Genomic DNA, 22,771 nt, shown 5'->3' with positions numbered 1-22,771 from the left:
ATAAAGCGCCAATGTTGACATAATATTGGCGGTGACCCAACTGGTCACATAAAATGAGCGCGTGTAAAACTGTTTATGCCTGAAGATAGATTACAAAAATATCAAAGCTTAATTGAGGATTTAAAACTGGATCTTGGCGATCCGGCTTTTGATCGCATATTTAAGCAACGTACTGCGGACCTGTCCAAGCCGGACCAATTTCTATTAAAAATGGAAATGTCGCGGCTATCTCAGCCCGTGGCACGATTTATTGACCTCAGAGGACAAGTCGCAGGTCAAGTTAAGCCTTATGAATATGAAGGCAAACAGCACTTTATGGATGACTTAGCAATCGAAGTATTCGAGCGGGAAGTCGCAAAACACGGGGGTTATACCCTTGCAGTTTACGAATCCGTAATGAGTACCGACAATAATTATAAGGTCATGCAAAAGCAGGCCAAAGCACGCGAAGAAGAAGTAGAAAAGGACGCGGTCAATCATAATTACACTAAACTAGTCCGTTTCGCGTCGTACGAAAGCCGCTCCGAAGAGCGCATGAATTACTCCATTAAGATCACTGTGGAACTGGCAAAAAACCGCCCTAAGGTTTCCGCAACTACCTCCGATATTTCCCTCAGCGGCGCTAAAATAAAATTACCGACCAATCAACAGGTAGATCCCGGACAAATTATTTCGATCCGCTTAGTGGGTCTCGAGCAAGACTTTGAACTTGGCTTGAAAGAAGGTATTCAGTATGAAGTCGTCGCCGTAGAACCCGGCACAATTGAATACAACCAAGTTCGCTTAAAACGCACATTTATCGAGAAAAACCAAGGGTTTGATGACTTTTTAAATAGTTTTATACACGGTAACAAACGCCGCTATAAGATAAATCTCGACAACACTTTGGATGCCGTCGTTTGTAAAGGCTACGAACAGTATTATTTTCCACGCGTCTGCTCTTTGTTTGTTTTCATCAGTGAGAAACAAAAACAGCTTTATCCAAGCATGGTGCTTACCAACGAAAATAACGCCCATATCAATTACTACTTTGAAGACGAAAGAAAACAATCAGGCCTTTATTCCGTCTTCAACCAAAAACGAATGCAGCGACTACTTGCGCTTTCTGGCGCGGTAAAAGAAGCGGTATGCCATGTATTTACTCACTCAAGTCAAGGCAAAATGTACTTTTACTCAGCCTTTGACTTTGAGCTGGAAGAAATGCAGCAGCTAAACGATCTGTTCTTTGCCTTTGGCAGCCAAAAAGACAGCTGGCGCACGTTTAAAGTTCAGTTGATGCCAAGTCACCATGAAGACGCCTTTATCCCACTTTCGCTTCCTGCAAGTGCAGGTAAAAATGTCGAAAAGCTAAATAAACGCCCCACGCCAAGGGTGCAAGGCTTTATCCAAGACGTAAAATATCTCATGTTACTGACAGATATCGGTAACCCGTCAATCACTGAGCGATTCCAACGTCTGAGTTATGAACAAAGCTTAGTTAATCAATTAAAGAAGTTCGGTCACGGCAAATCAGCCACCCCCCCTCCACTTGAGGTGGTTGCGTTAGAATACGTTAACTTGCGTGCACACAGGCGCTATCTTTATAAAACCAATGTCGTCGTTCATATTGATGGTCAAGGCACTTTCAACTGTGTTACCCGTGATTTTTCTGTCATGGGTTTACAAATAGAGTGCGGCCAAGAAATGCCGCTTAATAAAGGTGACTCGATACACTTGGACTTAGTTGATTTACAAAAATTGACGAAGCAGCATAATTTAACGAATTTGCGTTATGAAGTGATGATGGTCAATAAAACTAAAACTATCATTAACTTGAAAGTCCAGAAAATAGGTCAACTCGACCATTCTGCCATGGGGTTCTTTAAAGCCCTTATTGAGAGCAATAAAGACAAGCTAGTTGCTTGTGATGAAGCACCAAAGGTGCCGGGGCTATCACTTGCACTGCGTAACATGGTGACTAAATCCGTTTGTCAGTTTCCACTTTATTTACACAAAGAGACCTCACATAATGCGGTGGGAGCAATTGGACAGGGGCTTTACCCGACATCCCTTCACCACTTATTGCATTCGTTTAGTGATAATGACGATAACACTTTGGACGCCAAGGCGATTTTCCCCGAGCGTTTCGTCGAAGAAAAGCTAACAGAAATTCTAAAGGCGAAATCGCGACAAGATAAACCGCTTAAATACTTGGTGTTTATTAAGTTCAATCCAAGCCAAACCAATCAACATGAGGCGGTTGGTGCGCAAGTTATCGCTCATGATGAGTCTATTGACAGTTTGTACTTGTATGCTAAAAAAGCACTGCGCAACGACTTACTCTTCGTCTATCAGCTCTATGTATCAAAAACCGGCCGCCCAGATATGGATTACCTTGCTAATGAGCTGCGCTATGTAAGCCACTATGCAATCCACAAAGCAAAAGACCTGGAAGAAGCGCTTTGGTCAGTAACTGGGGTGTGTGATTTGATAGACGTTACGGATTATGTGATTCGAAATATGGGCTTTGATGCGCCGCTTGTTACCAAAATGGAAGAGCAGAAAAAACGCTGGTTAGAGACCAACTTTAAACACTGATTTCAAATGCTCCCTATACGCTTACGGTATATGGAGCATTGTTATAAAGGTAGGTGTGATTTGCAGCTAGGGCTACTCCACCCAACCAAATAAGGTTAATACAGCAATAATCACGAGATAAAACAAAATATTGCGCTTCACGAGGCGCATCATACAGCTTGCTTCAAAGGTACAACCTAAAAACTGCTGTTCAATTTGCTCAGCCGCAAGTGCAGTGCTTGTGACGATTTGACGATTTGTGGTTTTAAAATCTAGTACATACTTCAACCAACTTGATGTACCTTTACTAAAGTTACCAATGATCAAAAAACCAAAGCTTGCGATCCGTGCCGGAAGCCAATTTAGCCAATAAAATAACCGGCAAAACTGCTCAAACACATGCTGTAGCGGCGGGTTTTCTTGCTCATGATGCCAATGCACAATTTGCCTTACCATCGCATATAGCACAGCACCCGGTGCGCCCAACGCCACAAACCAAAAAATAACTCCGCAGTAATGTTGAAAGTTGATCCACGAAAGCGTCTGACCAAACGTCTCGCCGCCCGGCTCATCTTCTAATTTGTCTTGCCCCATTTGCAACGCATAAAGCGTAGCCGCTTCGTTATCACCTCTGGTCAGCGCATTTAAATAGCCTTTATAAAGCTTGCGATATTTTGCACAGCCAAAACAGACTAAGAGCACACAGATATTGATTGCAAACTGCCAAAACACAAAGTCGCTTAGGCTGTATATAAAAGCAACGATCAAAGCAGGAATAACTAACCAAAGCATCACACCGAAATGCGAACCTAACATGGCATTTGGCTGAGTCCAAGATTTGGTTTTCGCGTAGTAACTTTGCAGGTAATGGTCGACTTGCCAGTAGTTCGCCCGCGCGCCAAGTCGTTCAATAATAAGCGCGATGATGATAGAAATTAAGATCATGCTTGCCTAGCTCTCATGGTTATTTAACAAGGTAAAATAATGCTGCCAATCAAATGCAGCCCCCGGATCTGTCTTTCTTCCAGGAGCAATATCATTGTGCCCTACAATACGATCATTCGTCAGCTTTGGATAGTGCTGCTGCAGCCAACGCGTTGTTTTTACTAAACTCGCATATTGTGCTTCGGTATATGGCGTGGTGTCTGTGCCCTCCATTTCAATACCAATTGCAAAGTCATTACAACGCGTTCGACCTTGCCACTGCGACACCCCTGCATGCCAAGCCCGCTCAATAAAGGGAACGTATTGGGTGATGCTACCGTCGCGACGTATAACGCAGTGCGCCGACACCCTTACTCCCTCTAAGTCAGAAAAAGTTGGATGTGCGCCGCAGTCCAACGTGCCCATAAATAAGTCTTCCACGTATGGCGTGCCAAAGCACCCTGCAGGCAGCGAGATATTGTGGATCACCAGTAAATCTATCTCGCACGCTTGTGGCCTTTCATCGTAATGCGGGGATTGCTTGTGTTTAGCAAAGGGTAGCCAATTCAAAGTATTAGTTCCAAGCCTTGGTTTGTATTCGATTATAAAGACAAAATAAGACAAAAGGTAGGGATGGGTTTATGTGTAATGTGACGATAGTACCGCGACATAAAAGACATAACAGTTCGATATCAAATTGCAGCTGGCAAACAATAACCATAGCAGCGGGTTTACCCCGCGACCTCTGTAGTAGCCATCACCCCAATCTCCACAAACAAGCCTTTGCATTTCAAACACACCGTCGCGACATAAAGTCGCTGCTACAAAAACACACAAGGGTTCAACATCAAATCACAGCAAGCAATATACACGTAGCAGCGGGTTTACCCCGCGACCTCCGTTTTAGCCATCAACTCGCTCTCTACAAACAAAGCTTTGTATTTCAAAGACCCCGTCGCGACATAAAGTCGCTGCTACGAAAATACATATTGGTTTCGACGTAAATTCACAACAAGCAACACATACACGTAGCAGCGGGTTTACCCCGCGACCTCCATTTTGGCAGTCAACTCGTTTTCTACAAGCAAAGCTTTGCACTTCAAATACTCTGTCGCGACATAAAGTCGCTGCTACAAAAACACACAAGGGTTCAACATCAAATCATAACAAGCAACACATACACGTAGCAGCGGGTTTACCCCGCGACCTCCGTTTTGGCCGTCAATTCAATTCTTTACAAACAAAGATTCGCACCTTAAATCAAACACACCGTCGCGACATAAAGTCGCTGCTACGAAAATACATATTGGTTTCGACGTAAATTCACAACAAGCAACACATACACGTAGCAGCGGGTTTACCCCGCGACCTCAGTTTTGGCCATCAACTCACTCGCTACAAACAAAGCTTCGCATTTCAAATACTCTGTCGCGACATAAAGTCGCTGCTACGAAAACACATAACCGTTAGGCATCAAATCACAGCAAGCAACGCATACACGTAGCAGCGGGTTTACCCCGCGACCTCCATTTTGGCAGTCAACTCGTTTTCTACAAGCAAAGCTTTGCACTTCAAATACTCTGTCGCGACATAAAGTCGCTGCTACAAAAACACACAAGGGTTTCGACATAAAGTCACAGCAAGCAATACATAACCGTAGCAGCGGGTTTACCCCGCGACCTCCGTTTTGGCCGTCAACTCATTCTTTACAAACACGGCTTTGTATTTCAAACACGCTGTCGCGACATAAAGTCGCTGCTACAAAAATACACATTCGTTTCTACATAAAATCACAGCAAACAACGCATACACGTAGCAGCGGGTTTACCCCGCGAAATCAAAGCCACCTCGCCAAATTTCGTGAATTCTTCTCCATCAATTGTACTCCTAGGCAAACGCGCGTAAAATTCGGACATTGCAGAAAAAATGAAAAGACAACCTATGATTGACCAAAATCTTATCAGCCAATTGGTAAAGCAGGCGCTAGACGAAGACCTTAATTATCAAACACCAAACGAAGGTGATATTACCGCAGCCCTTATCCCAGAAACGCAGCAAGCAAATGCCTATGTGATCACAAGGGAAGATTGTGTGTTCGTTGGCAAGGCGTTAATCGAGGAAGTTTTTCAGCAGGTCGACCCAAGTGTTAGCGTCAACGTACTTGTGAACGACGGCGATTTTGTTGCCGCCAACACTCGCTTGTTTACCGCTAGCGGCTCAGCAAGAGCGATTCTAACCGCTGAGCGCACGGCGCTTAATTTTGTACAAACGCTATCGGGCACGGCAACCACCACAGCAAAATATGTTGAAGTGCTGAGCGGTACGCAAACTAAACTGCTAGATACACGTAAAACCATCCCAGGATTAAGAGCGCTACAAAAATACGCCGTTAAATGTGGCGGTGGTAAAAATCATAGAATTGGTCTATTCGACGCGTATCTTATTAAAGAAAACCACATTGCCGCCTGCGGCAGTATCGCAAAAGCCGTTGCGACTGCGCGTAATAACCACCCAGACAAGCCGGTGGAAGTTGAAGTAGAAAACCTAGGCGAACTACAACAAGCCTTAGATGCTGGCAGCGATATTATTATGCTGGACAACTTCAGTGTAAGTGAAATTCAACAAGCGGTTGAAATCACGCAAGGCAAAGCCAAACTGGAAGTCTCTGGTAACATGACCATTGAAATTTTGACGACTTACGCACAAGCCGGTGTTGATTTTATTTCAAGCGGCGCACTGACCAAACATGTACAAAGCATCGACCTGTCGATGCGCTTCGAATAACTTTCGCTAAATTTAAAAAAGCGCTCTGATAGGGCTGATTGCCGGGCCCTTTCTTTTTTTATAGTGCTATCAAGTAACCAGTAAATCACTCACCTCAGTTGATTTTTCCGCTCCTTAAGATATCGGATTTTTCATTTTTAAAAAGAATACCACTTTGTACCAGCAAATAATGTTGCACTCACTCTGTAACCCTCCGTAATAGAGAAAGTTTTCTATTTCGTTGACAAACCTACTTAAAACCCGTTAAATACGACAAAAGAACTAGAGTGTAACAAGATCTTAATGTTCAGTAACGATTAATTCCGTTCGTTTTTTGAACCGATATTAGGAAAGCTTGAGCTACCGCAAGAGAATCAATAATTTATTATTAAAATTCAATTGCTGAGCTCAGCGTTTACTATTAAAGTAAATGTTAATTGTGATCGCTGAAACTAAATCGGTGCTACACTCTTAGTTGATTAGGGACCGGTCACAAATTTAACGGGCCTAGCTTGTAGGAACTTGAAGCCATCTACTGGTTTCATCCTTTGGTCACCGTTAAGTAAATTTGAGCACACCAGTTTGTTGATTCGATGGATTGGTAATTATTGCAAAGGTTTTAATAAACGCTTAACTTAAACCTATTATGGTTAAGTCACTTAAAATTTAGGAGACACATCATGACTCAAAAACAACAGGGTGGTTTTACCCTAATCGAACTAATGATTGTTATCGCAATCATCGGTATTCTTGCAGCAGTAGCTCTGCCTGCTTATCAAAACTACACCAAGAAGGCTCGTTTTACTGAAGTAGTTTTGGCGGCTGAATCGGTAAAACAGCTCGTTGATATTTGCTTCCAAACTCGTGGCGCTGGTGATTTAGCTAATTGTGATAGTGCTGCCGAAATCGGCCTTGATGCTAATGGTGCTGCTGCAGGGACTCAAGTAGCTTCAGTTGAAATAACTGATAACCCAGCAGCTCAGATTACTGCGACAGGAGCAGCCACAGTCGACGCTCGAACATTTATTCTCACACCAACAGTTGCAAATGGTTCATTGACTTGGGCACAAACTGGTGACTGTATAGCAAATGGTCTTTGCTAACAAAGCAAACTGTAATAAATACCAAGGCTATCCTTATAGCCTTGGGTATTCGTTGCTAGAAGTTATGATCACAATCGCGATTATTGCACTTTTAGCGAGTATCGCTATCCCTTTGTATGATAACAAGTTTAAGAAAGCTAGATTCGTGGAAGTTATCCTTGCAGTAGAAGCCGCTAAAAAAGGCGTAGAAACTTGCTTTGTAACTAGAGGTAATTATCAGTTAGAAAACTGTAATACCCTCAGTAAACTTGGTATTTCACCTGAATCAATTAATACATCAATACATGTTAAATCTGTTCAATTAAGCTTTGACACAACAATAAAAATTACAGGGGTTGCAAACCCCAGCGCATCGAATGGTACAAATGACAACTACATTCTTGAAGGCTCTGAAAGCAACAACACTATCATTTGGGTTCTAAATTCATCTAGTACTTGCATCGCTGAGGGCACCTGCTAAGCCATGAAATCAGATAAAAATAACGCAAACAACCTAGATACTTTTGTATGGTCCGGTGTTAATAACCGAGGAAAAAAACTTCAAGGTGAAATGACAGGTCAGAGTGTCGCGTTAGTGAAAGCTCAACTTCGCAAGCAAGGCGTTATTCCGTCAAAAGTAAAACGAAAACCAAAGCCTCTTTTTGGTTTTGGTGGCGCAAAGAAAATAACCGCCGCAGATATTGCGACTACCACAAGGCAAATTGCCACCATGTTGATGGCTGGTGTTTCTTTGGTACAAACCCTAGAGATGCTATCAAAAGGAATTAAAAATAAAAGCCTCTCAAAGCTAATTGGCCATATATGCGATGAAGTTAAAGCAGGGCAACCTCTTGCTAGGTCACTGCGTGCTCATCCTAGATATTTCGACGAACTTTATTGTGATCTTGTTCACTCCGGCGAACAATCGGGAGCACTAGATACTATTTTTGATCGAGTAGCTCTGTACAAAGAAAAATCAGAAGCACTAAAGTCTAAAATAAAAAAAGCGTTATTTTATCCAATCGCTGTTATTGCTGTGGCTTTAATTGTAACTGGTATTTTGCTTATTTTCGTTGTCCCTCAGTTTCAAGATATATTTAACGGCTTCGGTGCAGAACTCCCCGCTTTCACGCTAATGGTTATCGCAATTTCCGAATTTATGCAGGAATATTGGTGGGTATTTGTGCTTGGTATTGGCCTTTTTGGTTATACCTATAAAGAAATGCTTATTCGCAGTCCTGCGGTAAAGCATTTTAACGACCGTATGATTTTACGTTTGCCTGTTATCGGCGAGATCCTGAAAAAAGCGGCGGTGGCGCGTTATGCTCGTACGCTTTCGACCACCTTTGCAGCGGGTGTTCCCCTCGGTGATGCACTCGATTCTGCTGCTGGTGCTTCAGGCAATATTATTTATAAAAACGCAATTAAAGAAATAAAAGCAGAGGTTAACTCGGGTAACCAAATGCACTGGGCAATGCATAACACCAAAGTATTCCCTGATATGGTGGTGCAAATGGTGTCTATTGGTGAAGAATCAGGCTCTTTAGATGGTATGCTGGCAAAGGTTGCCAACATTTACGAGCAAGAGGTCGATGATGCGGTGGATGGCCTATCTAGCCTATTAGAACCATTAATTATGGTGGTACTCGGCGTACTGATCGGTGGCCTGATTATCGCCATGTACTTACCGATATTCCAACTAGGTTCAGTTATTTAATTTTGTTCACAAAATTACACTATTAAGAGGTGCAGTGCTGTGCCTCTCAATAGTGCTGTGTGGTAAACTGCAAAAACCTATACCGAGCATGCCTCGGTAATTTAAACAAAAAAATATAAGCAAGCGCCCAACTTATGCAAGATATTATCAACTTGATGCAAACCCAGCTATGGTATTGGTTACTCACCGTCGGACTCGTCAGTCTTTGCATCGGTAGCTTTCTCAATGTGGTTATTCTTCGCTTACCTAAAATGATGAAACAGAACTGGCAGTCAGAATGTCGTGTGCTGCTCGCTGATGAGCTACCAACACAAACCGATGAAGCCCCCGTATTTAATTTAGTAAAACCAAATTCTCATTGCCCGAGCTGCAAAGCGCCGATTAGAGCGTGGCAAAACATTCCACTGATCAGCTGGCTATTATTAAAAGGCAAATGCAACCACTGTGACGCGTCAATCTCGGTACGCTATCCTTTGGTAGAGCTAACAACCGCCCTACTCTCCACATGGGTTGCGTGGCATTTTGGTGCCACTTTAGAAGCCACTCTGTACATTTTGATTACTTGGGTATTAGTCGCACTTACGGTTATCGATATCGACGAAATGTTGCTGCCAGATCAGTTAACGCTACCAACCTTATGGTTAGTACTGGTTGCCAGTTGTTTTGGTATTGGCATTGAGCCCAATGATGCCATTATCGGCGCAGCCATAGGTTATTTGAGTTTATGGAGCGTGTATTGGCTCTTTAAATTACTCACAGGTAAAGAAGGCATGGGCTATGGCGACTTTAAACTGCTAGCCATCTTTGGTGCATTGATGGGCTGGCAAGCAATTCTAACCATAGTGCTACTTTCAAGCCTAGTCGGCGCAATTATTGGTAGTATCCAATTAAGTGTTCAGGGCCGAGATAAAGCCACGCCTATTCCGTTTGGCCCTTACTTAGCCATTGCAGGCTGGATCACATTAATGTACGGCGAGCAGCTGCAGCTGTGGTACATAAACTTAATAATGTAAAGTAAGACAATGCTAAAAACGAATAATTGGATTTTAGGGGTGACGGGCGGTATTGGTGCGGGTAAAACGGCCATCACTAACCACTTGCAGCAAAAAGGGATAGAGGTTGTTGACGCCGATATCGTTGCACGAGAAGTAGTCGCGCTAGGCAGTACAGGGCTACAAGCAATTACTGATGAGTTTGGCAGTGCCATTTTACAGCCGGACGGCAACTTAGATAGAGCTAAGTTAAGAGCCATTATTTTTGCTGATGCAGCTAAAAAACAGTGGCTTAATGAGCTACTTCACCCGCTTATCCGTAATGAAATACTCACGCAGTTAAACGCAGCGCAAAGCGATTACGTGGTTTTAGCGGCGCCTCTGCTGTTCGAAAATGGCTTAGAGCGGTACTGCGACGCCACTTTACTTGTTGATGTCGCTGTTGATACGCAAATCGCGAGAACAATTAGCCGTGATTCGGTAGATGCAGCGCAAGTAAACCGTATTATCGAGTCGCAGTTACCGCGCTCAGATAAACAAGCAAAAGCGGACTACATACTAGACAACGACCGACCGCTACTTGAAAGCCTGCAAGAGACAGATAGATTACACAGTGAGTTTATCAATCTAGCAAAAGTGAAAGTAAGACTAAATAATTAGGCTAGACTTGGCTGTAAAACTTAATCTACACTCACAGTGATAACTTGGCATTTTTCCAACTTAATGATAAATATTGAATATGCATTCAATGTGAAGGCAAAGAGGTACTATGGAACATCATTCCCCGCTACTGCGTAAATTTATTACATTAGGGCGAGTCACTGCTGAGCAAATAAAGTCTCGCCAGTCAGAAGCAAACACCACCGCCGAGTTAATTTGCCTAAGTTCAGGAATGAGCTCCAAAGAGCTAGCAGAAGAATGCCTAGACTTATTCAAGGTGCCCTTTTTTAATCTTGATCACTTTAACGTTAGTGAAATTCCACCGGCGCTAGTCAAAGAAAAGCTGATCCGTAAGCACCATATTTTACCGCTGGTACAAAAAGGTAGAAAACTCTATGTAGCGGCTTCCGATCCTACTGATTTTGGCGCATTTGAGAACTTTGAGTTTAGTACTGGATTACAGTGTGAAGTCTTAGTTGCCGACTATAAAAAACTCGAAGCAAAGATTGACCAGCTGTTTGATGCAACGGGCGGCCTTTCGATTTCTGAAGAAGAATTTAAAGAATTTGCCGACTTAGAAGTTGATGACGAGCCTAAGCAGCAAACCACCAATGAAGACAAAGACGATGCACCAATCATCGTTTATATCAATAAAATCTTAATGGACGCGATAAAAAAAGGCGCATCGGATCTACACTTTGAGCCCTACGAAAAAAAATACCGCGTGCGCTTTCGTATCGATGGCCTGCTGCATGAGATGGCAAGTCCACCAAACACACTGGCTACTCGCCTCGCCGCCCGTATCAAAGTGATGGCACACTTAGACATAGCGGAAAAACGCAAACCGCAAGATGGCCGTATTAAATTAAAGATCTCCGAGCGCAAAAGTATCGATTTTCGTGTGAGTACGCTGCCTACCATGTGGGGCGAGAAAATCGTAATGCGTATTCTAGACTCGTCCAGCGCTATGCTCGGCATTGACGTGCTAGGTTATGAGCCTGAGCAAAAGCAGCTTTACCTCGACGCACTAGAGCAGCCTCAGGGCATGATTTTGGTAACCGGTCCAACGGGTTCCGGTAAAACCGTGTCACTTTACACTGGCTTGAATATTCTTAATCAGCCAGAGCGCAATATCAGCACGGCTGAAGACCCTGTCGAAATAAACCTTGAGGGTATTAACCAAGTACAAATCAATACCAAAGCGGATATGACTTTCGCCAATGCCTTGAGAGCATTCTTGCGTCAGGATCCGGATGTGGTAATGGTTGGTGAGATCCGTGATCTTGAAACCGCTGAGATCTCAATAAAAGCCGCCCAAACCGGTCACTTAGTATTGAGTACACTGCACACCAATTCTGCGCCTGAAACGCTCACCCGTCTATTAAACATGGGCGTGCCGGCGTATAACGTAGCAAGCTCGGTGAGTTTGATTATCGCCCAGCGTCTCGCAAGACGCCTTTGTCCTAAATGTAAGACACCTGAAACGCTGCCGGAAGAAGCCTTGCTAGGGCAAGGCTTTACTGCAGAGCAAATTAAAGAGATTACCCTTTTTGCGCCTAAAGGCTGTGAACACTGCACCGATGGTTACAAAGGCCGTGTGGGTATTTATGAAGTGGTAAAAATCACGCCAGAGCTCTCACACCTGATCATGGAAGGGGGCAATTCTCTTGAGATTGCCGAAAAAGCAGAGCAGTTAGGTTTTGATAACCTACGTAAGTCTGGCCTGAAAAAAGCCGCCGCTGGGGTGACATCGCTTACAGAAATCAACCGCGTAACAAGTTATTAAGACTGATTGATTAAGACAAAAAGATCGCGATGTGAAATCGCGCCTACAACTAAGCTAACATCGATGTGAGAGTCGCTTTACGCGGCGAGATTGATGAAAAAACTCGCGATGTGAAATCGCTCCTACAAATCAGCTATACAAATTTTGCGGTACTTTAAGCACATTAATATGTACCGTGACTTCCTCACGATCATGATATAGGTGTTTTGCTTGGATCTCATAATCCACATTGTACTTTTGTAGCTCTTCATGGATAAGCGTAAGACATTCATACACACTGTCGAAGCGTTTTTTCATCGGTAGCTTTAAGTTAAAGATCAGCTCTCGAGCAAACGCATTCACCACCCAGTCCACCATCAGATCAGCAACACGTGTTGGCTTTTCGACCATATCACACACCAGCCAATCAATATTGCGCTTTTCTGGGCGATATTTGAATCCATCTTCACGATAGTGCTTCACTTGTCCCGTTTCCATCAGGTCATCATTCATCGGGCCATTGTCGATTGAGGCTACGAACATGCCACGGCGTACCAGCTGGTATGTCCAACCGCCGGGACAAGCACCTAAATCAACGGCTCGCATCCCAGCGCGCACACGAGTCTCTTGCTGGTCTTTAGGCACAAAGACATGGAATGCCTCGTCTAATTTTAGCGTCGAGCGGCTTGGTGCGTCCGACGGCATTCTCAGACGCGGGATCCCCATAAAAAATGGCGAATTGTTATCACTAAACGAGTAACCGACATAAGCGGTGTTATTGGCAAGGAACAATACGTGTAACACAGGCTTAGCAGGTTTTACCTCACGAGTCAGCTTATTTTGCTTCTCGAGCGCCTTAGACAAAGGGGTTGAAAACTTTTTACAGAATTTAGAAAGTTCTTTTCCTTCGTTAGTATCTGGCGTTTCAACGCGCAGCTCACCACACAAAGGAAAGCCTTCCACCGCCGCTTTTATCACGCTCACTCTGTCTTCAATCGGCATATGAGTATGTAAAGTGCCAACAAACCACTGCCTTGCAAACACCAGTTTCTTAAAGTCGATTTTCTTCGCTAAGGTCTCAGCATCATTTGGCGAAAAGCACTCAAATGTTACAAAAGCAGTATTCGGCTTAGCTTTTACGTAGCCAGCAATTCCATGCTTTGCAGCATAATGATTAATTTCGGCTGCGGCGTCACTTTCAAAACCACCGCGACAATAGATAACGATACTCGACATTAGATTCTCTAGATTAAAAGGAAGATTTAGCAGCTTGAACTATCAATAAAATCCAAGCAATTAAAAAACAGGTACCACCGATTGGGGTGATTGGCCCTAGCCATTTCATACCTGTTAAGGCAAGTAAGTACAAACTACCACTAAATAGCAATACACCAGCAATAAAGAAACCACCAGCAACTTGTACCTTGAGGCCCCATTTGATTAAAAACGCAGTGGCAATAATGGCAAGGCCGTGAGTCATTTGGTACTGCGCCGCCGTATTAAAAATACCAATGGCATAGTCGCTCAAGCGTCCTTTGAGACCGTGAGCGGCAAACGCGCCCAGTGCCACAGACAATAAACAAAACACGCTGCCAATGATCAAGTAGAGCTTAGCCATGACAGCGCTCCTTAATAAAATTCACCGCTATCACGGCGGCATTCGCGCGGCTCTCTGACTCGCTTACACCACTCACCTTACGTGGCTTAAGTGAATGGTCGCCATCTTTGAGCCATTTCACCATGACTTGCTCTGGAAAGCACATGGCATCAACCTCTGTGCGGTTGCCAAAGGTATCACGTTCGCCTTGCAAAATGAGCAGCGGGCATTTCAACTCAGGAAAATGGTCCACTCTGAGCCTTTCCGGCTTACCAGGCGGATGGAATGGATAGCCAAACGCAAGTACTCCAGCCGCCTTTACAGTGGCCTCACAGGCCAGCATAGATGCCATACGCCCGCCCATTGATTTACCACCAATAAAGAGCGGTAGACTTGGCTCTACTGCTGCCAGTACTTGCTGAAAATACGCGAGTAGCTTAGGGGCACGCTCTGGTGGACGTTTTTTCCCTTCTTGCTTAGCTTGCTGCATATATTCAAAGTCAAAGAGCCCAACTTGAACGCCCTTAGAAGCAAGCAATTTAGCCATTTCTTGCATAAAATCGCTATCGCTTCCTGCGCCTGCACCATGGGCAAAAATAAACTGTGCAACTGGGTTTTCAGCATAGTGCCATTCAATATTTACTGCGCTCATAAACTATTTAACTCTTGTTCGTGTTCTACCATACCGAGCATCCATTCTTTGAATGAAACTATTTTACCCAGCTCTGACTGCGACTCTCTAAATACCAAGTAATAGGCATTTTTACTTTCAAGGTGGTGACTAAACGGAATAACCAGTCGCCCTGCATCTATATCTGGTCTTGCCAGTACGCTATTGCCCAGCGCCACGCCTTGGCCGTGAATTGCTGCCTGTAACACCATAGAAGAGTGACTGAAGATAGGCCCGGTATTTACCGCTACATTTCTGACCCCTGCGGTTTTCATCCATGCCTTCCAAGCGCGACGCGTGGTGTCATGGAGCAAAGTATGCTGCGCTAAATCGCTTGGCTGATTGAGCGGTTTGGGGCCCGTTAACAAAAATGGGCTACATAATGGCACAAAGTACTCGGTATGTAGCTTATGGGTTTGCACCCCATTCCAGTTACCACGACCGTAGTAAATCGCGACATCAACATCATCCGTTAACGAATTATCGTCGTGATCTTGGGCTTTGATCCGTACATCGATTTCAGGGTGCAACTCATTAAAGTTACTCAGCCTTGGTACCAACCATTGAATTGCAAAGCTCGGCGTCAAACTCACCGTTAACGACCCTTTTGCGCCTCGCGCTAGGAGCTTTTCAGTCGCATCAATTAATTGTGAAAAAATATCTTTAATATCGAGGTAATAGCCCTGCCCTTCCTCGGTTAACAGTAAGGAGCGATTTTTTCGCAAAAACAGTTTTAAACCTAGATGTTCTTCTAAGATTTTAATTTGATGACTAACCGCAGCTTGAGTGACGTACAACTCCTCCGCTGCTTTGGTAAAGCTCAGGTGTCGTGCCGCCGCCTCAAAGGCTTTTAATGCATTTAATGGTGGAACTCGTCGTGACATTCATTCATGCCTATAAAAAACCCGCTAACCGCGGGCAAGTAAAATCCCCAAACAACATCTAATTATGAGGTCGCTTGGGTATAGATTATAAATCAGCTGCGCTGGTGTCCAGTGGCGCAAAACTCTTAACTAGCTCATCTACCGCTTTCATCTGTTGTAGGTAGCCTTCAAGTTTAGCCAATGGCAATGCACAAGGACCATCACACTTAGCTTCATTTGGATTCGGATGCGCTTCAATAAAGAGTCCAGCTAACCCAAGCGCCATACCGCTACGAGCAAGCTCAGCAGCCTGAGCACGGCGGCCATCGGCAGAGTCGCTACGACCACCTGGACGCTGTAGCGCATGTGTCGCATCAAAAATCACTGGAGCCATACGCTTCATGTCATCCATGCCGAGCATATCCACGATCAGGTTGTTATAACCAAAGCTACTACCGCGTTCACAGAGGATAACTTTGTCATTGCCCGCTTCATTGATCTTCTTAATGATATGACGCATTTCGTGTGGCGCTAAAAACTGTGGTTTTTTCACGTTGATCACCGCGCCAGTTTCTGCCATAGCGACAACTAAGTCAGTTTGACGGGCAAGAAATGCAGGTAATTGGATCACATCAGCAACTTCTGCTACGGGTTTTGCTTGGAATGGCTCATGTACATCGGTGATCACCGGTACATTAAAGGTCTTTTTGATTTCTTCAAAAATCTTTAAGCCTTCTTCCATACCAGGGCCACGGTAAGAGTTAATTGACGAGCGATTGGCTTTATCAAATGACGCTTTAAATACGTATGGGATCCCAAGCTTACTCGTCACTTCAACGTAATGCTCTGCGATTTGCATTGCTAAATCACGAGACTCAAGCACATTCATTCCACCGAACAGTACAAACGGCTTATCGTTTGCGACTTCTCGTCCCGCAACGTTAATAATATCTGTATTCATTTTTTATCCTTTAGCTGCCTATTACACGAAGCAATTGTCCGCATAACCAAGCCATATAAGTACCAAGGGCATAACCAAGCACCGCCAGTAATACACCTACCGGAGCAAGCGCTGGATGGAACGCCGAGGCTACCACCGGCGCAGATGCCGCACCACCAATGTTTGCTTTACTGCCAACGGCAACATAAAACACAGGTGCTTTAATTAATTTAGCAACGATAAATAACAAACCAACATGCACGGCCATCCAAATAACACCAATAACGACGTATTTAGGCGCCTCAACAATTTTAGTGATATCCATGTGTAGACCAATGGTTGCTACTAAAATATATAAAAAGCTTGAGCCAATTTTTGACGCGCCAACCGCTTCATATTGACGTGCTTTGGTAAACGAAAGTGCCAGACCTATGGTCGTAACGAGGACTATGATCCAAAACAGTTTGCTGTGAAGAGAGAACTTCTTCAGCTCTGGGTAGTTACTACTAAAAAATGGCACCAGTAAGTCCGCAGCAAAATGCGCAAGCCCCGTTGCACCAAAAGCAAAACCAACCAAGATCATCAAATCTTTGAGCTCGGGTTTTCTTGCGTGCTCTGCTTCAAATGCTTGTACTTTGTCAATTAGGCGATTGATTGAAGAAGTATCCGCCCCTGTTCGCGCATCAATTTCTTTATTGCGCGCCGCCATATAGAGCAAGCACGCCATCCACAAGTTTGCGACAACAATATCAACCGTTACCATGATGGTGAAAATTTCTCCACCTGCGCCGTAAATCTCTTTCATCGCCACCATATTGGCACCACCACCAATCCAGCTTCCTGCAAGCGCGGCCATACCACGCCATACGGCTTCTGGACCAGTTACGCCAAGTAGCTCAGGCATAAAGGTAGCAGTAAGTAAAAGCGCAATTGGGCCACCAATCACCACACCCACCGTTCCCGTTAGGAACATGATAATTGCCTTTTTACCCAAAGCCGCTATCGATTTTAGGTCAATACTTAGTGTCAATAGCACCAAACAAGCGGGTAACAGATAATACTTTGCTACCGTGTAAACATCGTTATTGTTGCCATCTACGATACCAAAGGTATTTAACAGCGATGGTAAGAAATAACACATCAACAGCGCTGGCACGTACTTGTAAAACTTTGCCCAAACTCCGCTTTTTTGACTCGATGTGTAAAAAACAAATCCCAGAATAACGGCCAATAGGCCCATAATTACCGCGTTATTGGTAACGAGCGCAGCGCTTTGCTCCATAAATCCTCGCTGTTATTATTTTTTATATCACTATTTTTAATGCAAAATATTATTATGATCGGCCAACTCTTTGATCTGATGCTGGATCACTTCAATGGTTGGGTCGTCCGGACATTCATCAACAAAAAATTGTAAGTCGTCTTTTGCCATCTTCGGACAATTTAATTGGTTGAGTAGATAACCTCTATCACGACGTTCATAAGGATCATCGCCTAAGATATCCATCAATTGCTCGACGCAACTTAACGCGTGACCAAACTTTTCTGCCGCAATAAACGCCCACTTTTGCTGAGACAAATAAAGCTTTAACGACTCTTCGTTAAAAATAAGCTCCATCGGCTCTTGGTCTTTTTCTTGCTCTTTGTCTTGATTGTTTTCGTTTTCTGGAATTATGTACCAACTTTGGTGGCCTGAACTTGGCTCAATGACATAACCTTCTTCTTCGCTAAAAGCGACGTGTACGACAATCTCCCCTTGGCTTAGGGCGAGACTGGCCTCTAATTTCGCTCGTTCAAGCAGATGCACTAAGACAAGACCCAGTGCGGTATTGGTACCACTGCGCATAGAAAGTGCGTAACAAACGCTATTGAGCTTATATTCAGGCACCTTTTGACTGCTACCACTGAATAGCCACAAGGTATAAAAAGCGTCTAAGATTTCATCCAAACATTTATGATTGTTTGTATGCTTATGGCGAATTTCATCCACGGCAAATTCAAGCTCCGCTAACTGACACAAAGTTTCATTGGTGTCAGCTTGTGCATCCCAACTTTGCTCAGCCTTGATACAACGGATCAACGGCGGATAGGAAAATGCATCTGTATTGTCATCGAGAGATAAGTCATTCTCATCTAACCAGATATCATTCTTCATAGAATTCGGTTTCTCTTGAATTGCTTTCATTTAGAACGACTAGTTTACCACTTTTTGTCATATTCCCAAGGGGGGAAATTTAGTAATACCAATCTATCGTTCGCTGAAATAGTAAAAATGTTTACTTATTATGGAGATATAGAAGCGCTCGGTGATAAGCCAAGCGCCAATTGAAATGGTTAAGCAAAGAAGCCTTGTTTGCTTACGGCGAGGTGCGCGATGGCCATTAGTACCAATGTTGCAGCGCCTAGCGCCAAATATTTGGTCTTTTTAACACTTGCTTTTGCAATTACAAAACCCAGCGCAATATAACCAAACACCAATACGATTTTTTGTAGCAGCCAAGGTTGTTGTGCAGGATTGAGCCCCGCCGTTACCGCTAAAATAACCGCTGTAACTAACAACAAAGTGTCTACACTGTGGCTGGTAATAAACACGCCTTTGTTTGTTGCTAATTTACCAGAGCCCAAACGCGAAAACGCGCGAGTGTAAAAAAGCACTATGCTCAATACCACAAATAGTAAGTGCGTATGTTTTAACGCCATGTAATCCATATTATTCTCTAATCAGGGAAACGTTGTAGGATCAATTCTAACTCATTAATACAACGGTTGAATACATCCACGAGTTTGGGGTCAAAGTGTTTTCCCTTTTGCGCAGTAATCTCTTTTTGCGCTTCTTCTTGGCTCCATGCCTCTTTGTAGCAACGTTTATGGCGTAATGCATCATACACATCAGCTAGCGCTACGATGCGACCATAAAGGTGTATTTCATCGCCTTTTTTACCTTTCGGATAACCGCTGCCATCCCATTTTTCATGGTGGTCTCGAGCGATTAGTGCGCCCGCACTGACAATCTCACGGCGAGAATCTTTTAACAAGTCAAAGCCTTTGTCTGTATGGGTTTGCATGACTTTCCACTCTTCGTCATCCAGCTTGCTAGGCTTATTTAAAATCGCGTCAGGAATTCCAACTTTACCCACATCGTGCAGTGGTGACGCCATTTTCACCAGCTCTGCTTCTTTATCAGAAAGACCCATTTCTTTGGCAAGCGTATGACAAAGATATGCCACCCGCTTCACATGATTGCCGGTATTGGTGGAATGAAGCTCAAGCGCTTCACTTAAACGGATCACCAGTTCTTGCTGGGTATCTTCAATCTCGGCTTGTAGCTGTACATTTTCGTACGCCAATTGCATATTTTGAGCAAAAATATCAATTAAATGACGCTGAGTTTCGGTTAAGAATTCAGGAATACCAGACACAAATAGCATTGAGGCGTGGTTATAGTCACTGGAGCAATAGGCGAATAGGTAATTGTCTTTATATACAATGTCTTTATCTTGTAGTGCTTTTAAGCAAGCATCCATTTGGTCGCTGCTAAGCACTTCAGAAATCGGCTTACCTTCGCTACTTTCAAACTCTCCACGCCCTGCAAATACAACCAGTTGATCGTTCGTTTGACCAGCTTCTTTACCCGCCGCAAGTGACGTTGCATACATGGCTTGGTCGACCGTGCCTATCAGCGAAGTAAGTTGCTGTAACACGCCCTCGATAAAACTCTCTATTGAGTGAGTAGCAAAAATATCACGGGAGGCTTTAATGATTTTCTCAAGCCCTTGTCTTGATTGATCGATGGCGAGAATGTCGCGATATGAACGTAAACTCGACATGACCACAGTAAAGAGCTTTTGCGCGGTGAGTTCTGTTTTTGACTTATAGTCGTTGATATCGTAGTTCACGATAACTTGGCGCTCAGGCGCTTGACCCGGCTGACCAGTTCTTAAAATGATACGGATATGGTTGTTTTTGGCGGTTTCACGAATGTATTTTGCAACCTGCAAACCAGCATCGTCGGTTTCCATGACAACATCTAGTAACACCACCGCAGCATCGGGATTGGCATCGACGATTTTCTTTGCTTCTTCACCCGAATAAGCGCTAATAAATTCCAGACGCTTTTTTTGAAACTCAAAGTCACTCAGTGCTAATTTTGTCACTGCATGCACTTCGGGCTCATCATCGACAATAATAACCTTCCAAGTGCCTACTTTTTCAGGTTCAACTACGTCAGCGGGTTCGTCTGAAAACAAAAAATCATCCATATTGCGGATCCTATTGAAGCGCCTAACTTTCGTGTGAGTTCATGACTTTACGGCAACATTGCCAACGTCACTCTATCACACCCTGCCATATCTTTTATTGTAAGTATATTAATATACGCCATTTCTGCAAAAAACTGTTGGATCTTATCTGCTTGCTCAAAGCCATGTTCAAGTAGCAAATATCCCCCTGAGTTCAGATGTAGCTTAGCCGTCCTGATAATATGAAAAATATCCGCATAGCCATGGTCATCCGCGACCAGCGCACTGAGCGGTTCAAATCTCACATCTCCTTGTGATAAGTGGTGATCGGCTTCATCAATATAAGGCGGATTACTCACAATCAAATCAAACTGTTGCTCTGCAACTGCGCTAAACCAATCACTTTGCAAAATCGACACGTTCTTAAAGCCCAACTGAGATTGATTAGACTTTGCAAGCGCCACGGCGTCTGCTGAAGCATCTACTGCGGTGATTTGCCAAGCTGGATATTCACTCGCCAACGCCAGTGCAATTGCGCCAGTACCTGTGCCTAAGTCTAGCACCTGAGCGTCATTTGGCATGCTGAGAGTTAAAACATGCTCAACCAGAGTTTCAGTATCAGGCCTTGGAATAAGCGTGCTGTTGTTAACTTTTAAAGGCAGGCTCCAGAATTCTCTTTGACCTGTGATGTGTGCCACGGGTTCTCCTGTAACACGGCGTGCGATACATTCTTCGAATTGCTGCTGCTCTAGTGCAGAAAGCTCAGCTTCGGGCCAAGTAAAGAGATAAGTGCGGTTTTTATCGATAACATGGAGTAATAACACTTCGCTATCGAGCTTTGCTGACTCGGAGTGTGGTAACAGCTCAGAGGTTGCCCAAGCAACGGCTTGGGCAATGTTAAGTGTTGGCATTAATCGCTTTCGCTCATTGCTGCTAGTAGATCAGCCTGGTATTCAATAACCAGTGGATCGATAACAGCACCCAGCTCACCGGAGATCACTTCATTAAGGCGATAAAGTGTCAGGTTGATACGGTGATCGGTAATACGGCCCTGCGGGAAGTTGTAAGTACGAATACGCTCAGAGCGGTCCCCGCTACCTACTAGATTACGACGTTCGGAGGCTTCTGCCGCTGCACGTTTTTCATCTTCTGCTTGCTGTAAACGCGCGCTTAGTACAGACAACGCTTTCGCTCTGTTTTTATGTTGTGAACGTTCGTCCTGACATTCAACCACAACGCCTGTCGGCAAGTGAGTGATACGAATAGCGGAATCAGTTTTGTTTACGTGCTGACCACCGGCACCTGATGCACGGAAAGTATCCACTTTTAGATCAGATGGATTAATTTCGATTGCTTCTGCCTCTGGGATCTCTGCCATCACAGCAACCGTACACGCGGAGGTGTGAACACGGCCTTGAGATTCGGTTTCAGGCACACGTTGTACACGGTGAGCGCCAGATTCAAACTTAAGCTTGCCATAGACACCGTCGCCACTAATGTTAGCGATAACTTCTTTATAGCCACCGTGCTCGCCTTCGTTAGCACTCACGATTTCAACACGCCACTTTTGCGTTTCTGCATAGCGGCTATACATACGGAATAAATCGCCAGCGAAAATCGCGGCTTCATCACCACCGGTTCCCGCACGCACTTCCAAGAATACGTTGTTATTGTCTTTTGGATCTTTGGGCAACATCAATACTTGAAGGTCATCTTCAAGCGCAGCAATGGCAGCTTTTGCTTCTTTATACTCTTCCTGTGCCATTTCACGCATGTCTGGATCTGAGTCTTTTAGCATTTCTTCAGCAGTTGCGACGTCTTCCTGAGCCTGTTGGTAGGCTGTAAACGCTTTAACTACGTCTTCCAATTCTGAAAACTCTTTTGACAAGGCGCGAAAGCGGTTCTGATCGCTAATCACCTCAGGCGAGCTTAGCATCGCTTGAACTTCTTCATAGCGCTCTACTAAGGTTTCTAACTTACGATATACAGACTCTTTCATTTACA

The 22,771-nt window shown here is 44.1% G+C and carries 21 protein-coding genes; 8 read left to right on the top strand and 13 right to left on the bottom strand.

Annotated elements, in window-relative coordinates:
- Positions 1-75: 75 nt before the first annotated feature.
- Positions 76-2,577 (top strand): PilZ domain-containing protein, encoded by a 2,502-nt coding sequence (locus NH462_RS16870; protein ID WP_253106755.1) that lies wholly within the window; start codon positions 76-78, stop codon positions 2,575-2,577.
- Positions 2,578-2,649: 72 nt separating this feature from the next.
- Here the strand turns inward: NH462_RS16870 and ampE are convergent, their stop codons facing one another.
- Both ampE and ampD read right to left on the bottom strand, forming a co-directional pair.
- Complete coding sequence (ampE, locus tag NH462_RS16865) at positions 2,650-3,501, bottom strand: beta-lactamase regulator AmpE (protein ID WP_130164706.1); 852 nt, start codon at positions 3,499-3,501, stop codon at positions 2,650-2,652.
- A 6-nt stretch (positions 3,502-3,507) separates the two neighbouring features.
- On the bottom strand, positions 3,508-4,050 hold the full coding sequence (gene ampD / locus NH462_RS16860; protein WP_253106754.1) for a 1,6-anhydro-N-acetylmuramyl-L-alanine amidase AmpD: 543 nt from the start codon (positions 4,048-4,050) through the stop codon (positions 3,508-3,510).
- A 1,371-nt stretch (positions 4,051-5,421) separates the two neighbouring features.
- Here ampD and nadC point away from each other — a divergent pair.
- The 7 genes from nadC to pilB all read left to right on the top strand — a co-directional run bounded on the left by nadC (position 5,422) and on the right by pilB (position 12,480).
- On the top strand, positions 5,422-6,264 hold the full coding sequence (gene nadC / locus NH462_RS16855) for a carboxylating nicotinate-nucleotide diphosphorylase (RefSeq protein ID WP_099031224.1): 843 nt from the start codon (positions 5,422-5,424) through the stop codon (positions 6,262-6,264).
- A 659-nt stretch (positions 6,265-6,923) separates the two neighbouring features.
- On the top strand, positions 6,924-7,346 hold the full coding sequence (locus NH462_RS16850) for a prepilin-type N-terminal cleavage/methylation domain-containing protein (RefSeq protein WP_253106753.1): 423 nt from the start codon (positions 6,924-6,926) through the stop codon (positions 7,344-7,346).
- A complete protein-coding gene (locus NH462_RS16845) occupies positions 7,333-7,806 on the top strand; it encodes a prepilin-type N-terminal cleavage/methylation domain-containing protein (protein WP_253106752.1) in 474 nt (157 codons plus the stop codon). Before NH462_RS16850 ends, NH462_RS16845 begins: the two co-directional genes overlap by 14 nt.
- Before the next feature lie 3 nt (positions 7,807-7,809).
- Positions 7,810-9,042 (top strand): type II secretion system F family protein, encoded by a 1,233-nt coding sequence (locus tag NH462_RS16840; RefSeq protein ID WP_253106751.1) that lies wholly within the window; start codon positions 7,810-7,812, stop codon positions 9,040-9,042.
- Between the two features lie 134 nt (positions 9,043-9,176).
- Complete coding sequence (locus tag NH462_RS16835; protein ID WP_253106749.1) at positions 9,177-10,055, top strand: A24 family peptidase; 879 nt, start codon at positions 9,177-9,179, stop codon at positions 10,053-10,055.
- 9 nt (positions 10,056-10,064) lie between these two features.
- Positions 10,065-10,694: a dephospho-CoA kinase gene (gene coaE / locus NH462_RS16830; protein WP_253106746.1), complete on the top strand. Its 630-nt coding sequence runs from the start codon at positions 10,065-10,067 to the stop codon at positions 10,692-10,694.
- Positions 10,695-10,803: 109 nt separating this feature from the next.
- Positions 10,804-12,480, top strand: a complete 1,677-nt coding sequence (pilB, locus tag NH462_RS16825) for a type IV-A pilus assembly ATPase PilB (protein WP_128725960.1) — start codon at positions 10,804-10,806, stop codon at positions 12,478-12,480.
- A gap of 129 nt (positions 12,481-12,609) precedes the next feature.
- On the opposite strand, the gene rlmM is transcribed toward pilB, so the two are convergent.
- The 11 genes from rlmM to prfA all read right to left on the bottom strand — a co-directional run bounded on the left by rlmM (position 12,610) and on the right by prfA (position 22,766).
- Positions 12,610-13,695: a 23S rRNA (cytidine(2498)-2'-O)-methyltransferase RlmM gene (gene rlmM, locus NH462_RS16820; RefSeq protein WP_045961995.1), complete on the bottom strand. Its 1,086-nt coding sequence runs from the start codon at positions 13,693-13,695 to the stop codon at positions 12,610-12,612.
- 13 nt (positions 13,696-13,708) lie between these two features.
- The gene (locus NH462_RS16815) at positions 13,709-14,077 is read right to left on the bottom strand and encodes a DUF423 domain-containing protein (protein ID WP_017217933.1); all 369 of its coding nucleotides are present in this window, start codon (positions 14,075-14,077) and stop codon (positions 13,709-13,711) included.
- Positions 14,070-14,708, bottom strand: a complete 639-nt coding sequence (locus NH462_RS16810) for an alpha/beta family hydrolase (protein WP_253106744.1) — start codon at positions 14,706-14,708, stop codon at positions 14,070-14,072. Before NH462_RS16810 ends, NH462_RS16815 begins: the two co-directional genes overlap by 8 nt.
- Positions 14,705-15,610 carry a transcriptional regulator GcvA gene (locus NH462_RS16805; protein WP_010370478.1) on the bottom strand — a complete coding sequence of 302 codons (906 nt, stop codon included), beginning with the start codon at positions 15,608-15,610 and terminating at the stop codon, positions 14,705-14,707. Before NH462_RS16805 ends, NH462_RS16810 begins: the two co-directional genes overlap by 4 nt.
- 85 nt (positions 15,611-15,695) lie before the next feature.
- Positions 15,696-16,550 (bottom strand): 3-deoxy-8-phosphooctulonate synthase, encoded by an 855-nt coding sequence (kdsA, locus tag NH462_RS16800; protein WP_010370475.1) that lies wholly within the window; start codon positions 16,548-16,550, stop codon positions 15,696-15,698.
- 10 nt (positions 16,551-16,560) lie between these two features.
- Entirely contained in the window at positions 16,561-17,811 is a 1,251-nt protein-coding gene (locus NH462_RS16795) for a DUF819 family protein (RefSeq protein WP_010607347.1), read from the bottom strand.
- A gap of 36 nt (positions 17,812-17,847) precedes the next feature.
- Positions 17,848-18,714, bottom strand: coding sequence for a tetratricopeptide repeat protein (locus NH462_RS16790; RefSeq protein ID WP_253106742.1), 867 nt, complete (start codon positions 18,712-18,714; stop codon positions 17,848-17,850).
- A gap of 149 nt (positions 18,715-18,863) precedes the next feature.
- On the bottom strand, positions 18,864-19,238 hold the full coding sequence (locus NH462_RS16785) for a SirB2 family protein (RefSeq protein WP_029215915.1): 375 nt from the start codon (positions 19,236-19,238) through the stop codon (positions 18,864-18,866).
- Positions 19,239-19,246: 8 nt separating this feature from the next.
- Entirely contained in the window at positions 19,247-20,788 is a 1,542-nt protein-coding gene (locus NH462_RS16780; protein WP_010607350.1) for a response regulator, read from the bottom strand.
- Between the two features lie 47 nt (positions 20,789-20,835).
- On the bottom strand, positions 20,836-21,678 hold the full coding sequence (gene prmC / locus NH462_RS16775) for a peptide chain release factor N(5)-glutamine methyltransferase (RefSeq protein ID WP_253106740.1): 843 nt from the start codon (positions 21,676-21,678) through the stop codon (positions 20,836-20,838).
- The gene (gene prfA, locus NH462_RS16770) at positions 21,678-22,766 is read right to left on the bottom strand and encodes a peptide chain release factor 1 (protein WP_010607352.1); all 1,089 of its coding nucleotides are present in this window, start codon (positions 22,764-22,766) and stop codon (positions 21,678-21,680) included. The genes prmC and prfA overlap by 1 nt, the downstream gene beginning before the upstream one ends.
- Positions 22,767-22,771 lie beyond the last annotated feature (5 nt).

The organism is Pseudoalteromonas sp. OANN1 (genome assembly GCF_024124685.1).
In the GTDB taxonomy this organism is placed as follows: domain Bacteria; phylum Pseudomonadota; class Gammaproteobacteria; order Enterobacterales; family Alteromonadaceae; genus Pseudoalteromonas; species Pseudoalteromonas piscicida.
This window is presented reverse-complemented; position numbering and strand designations above follow the sequence as displayed.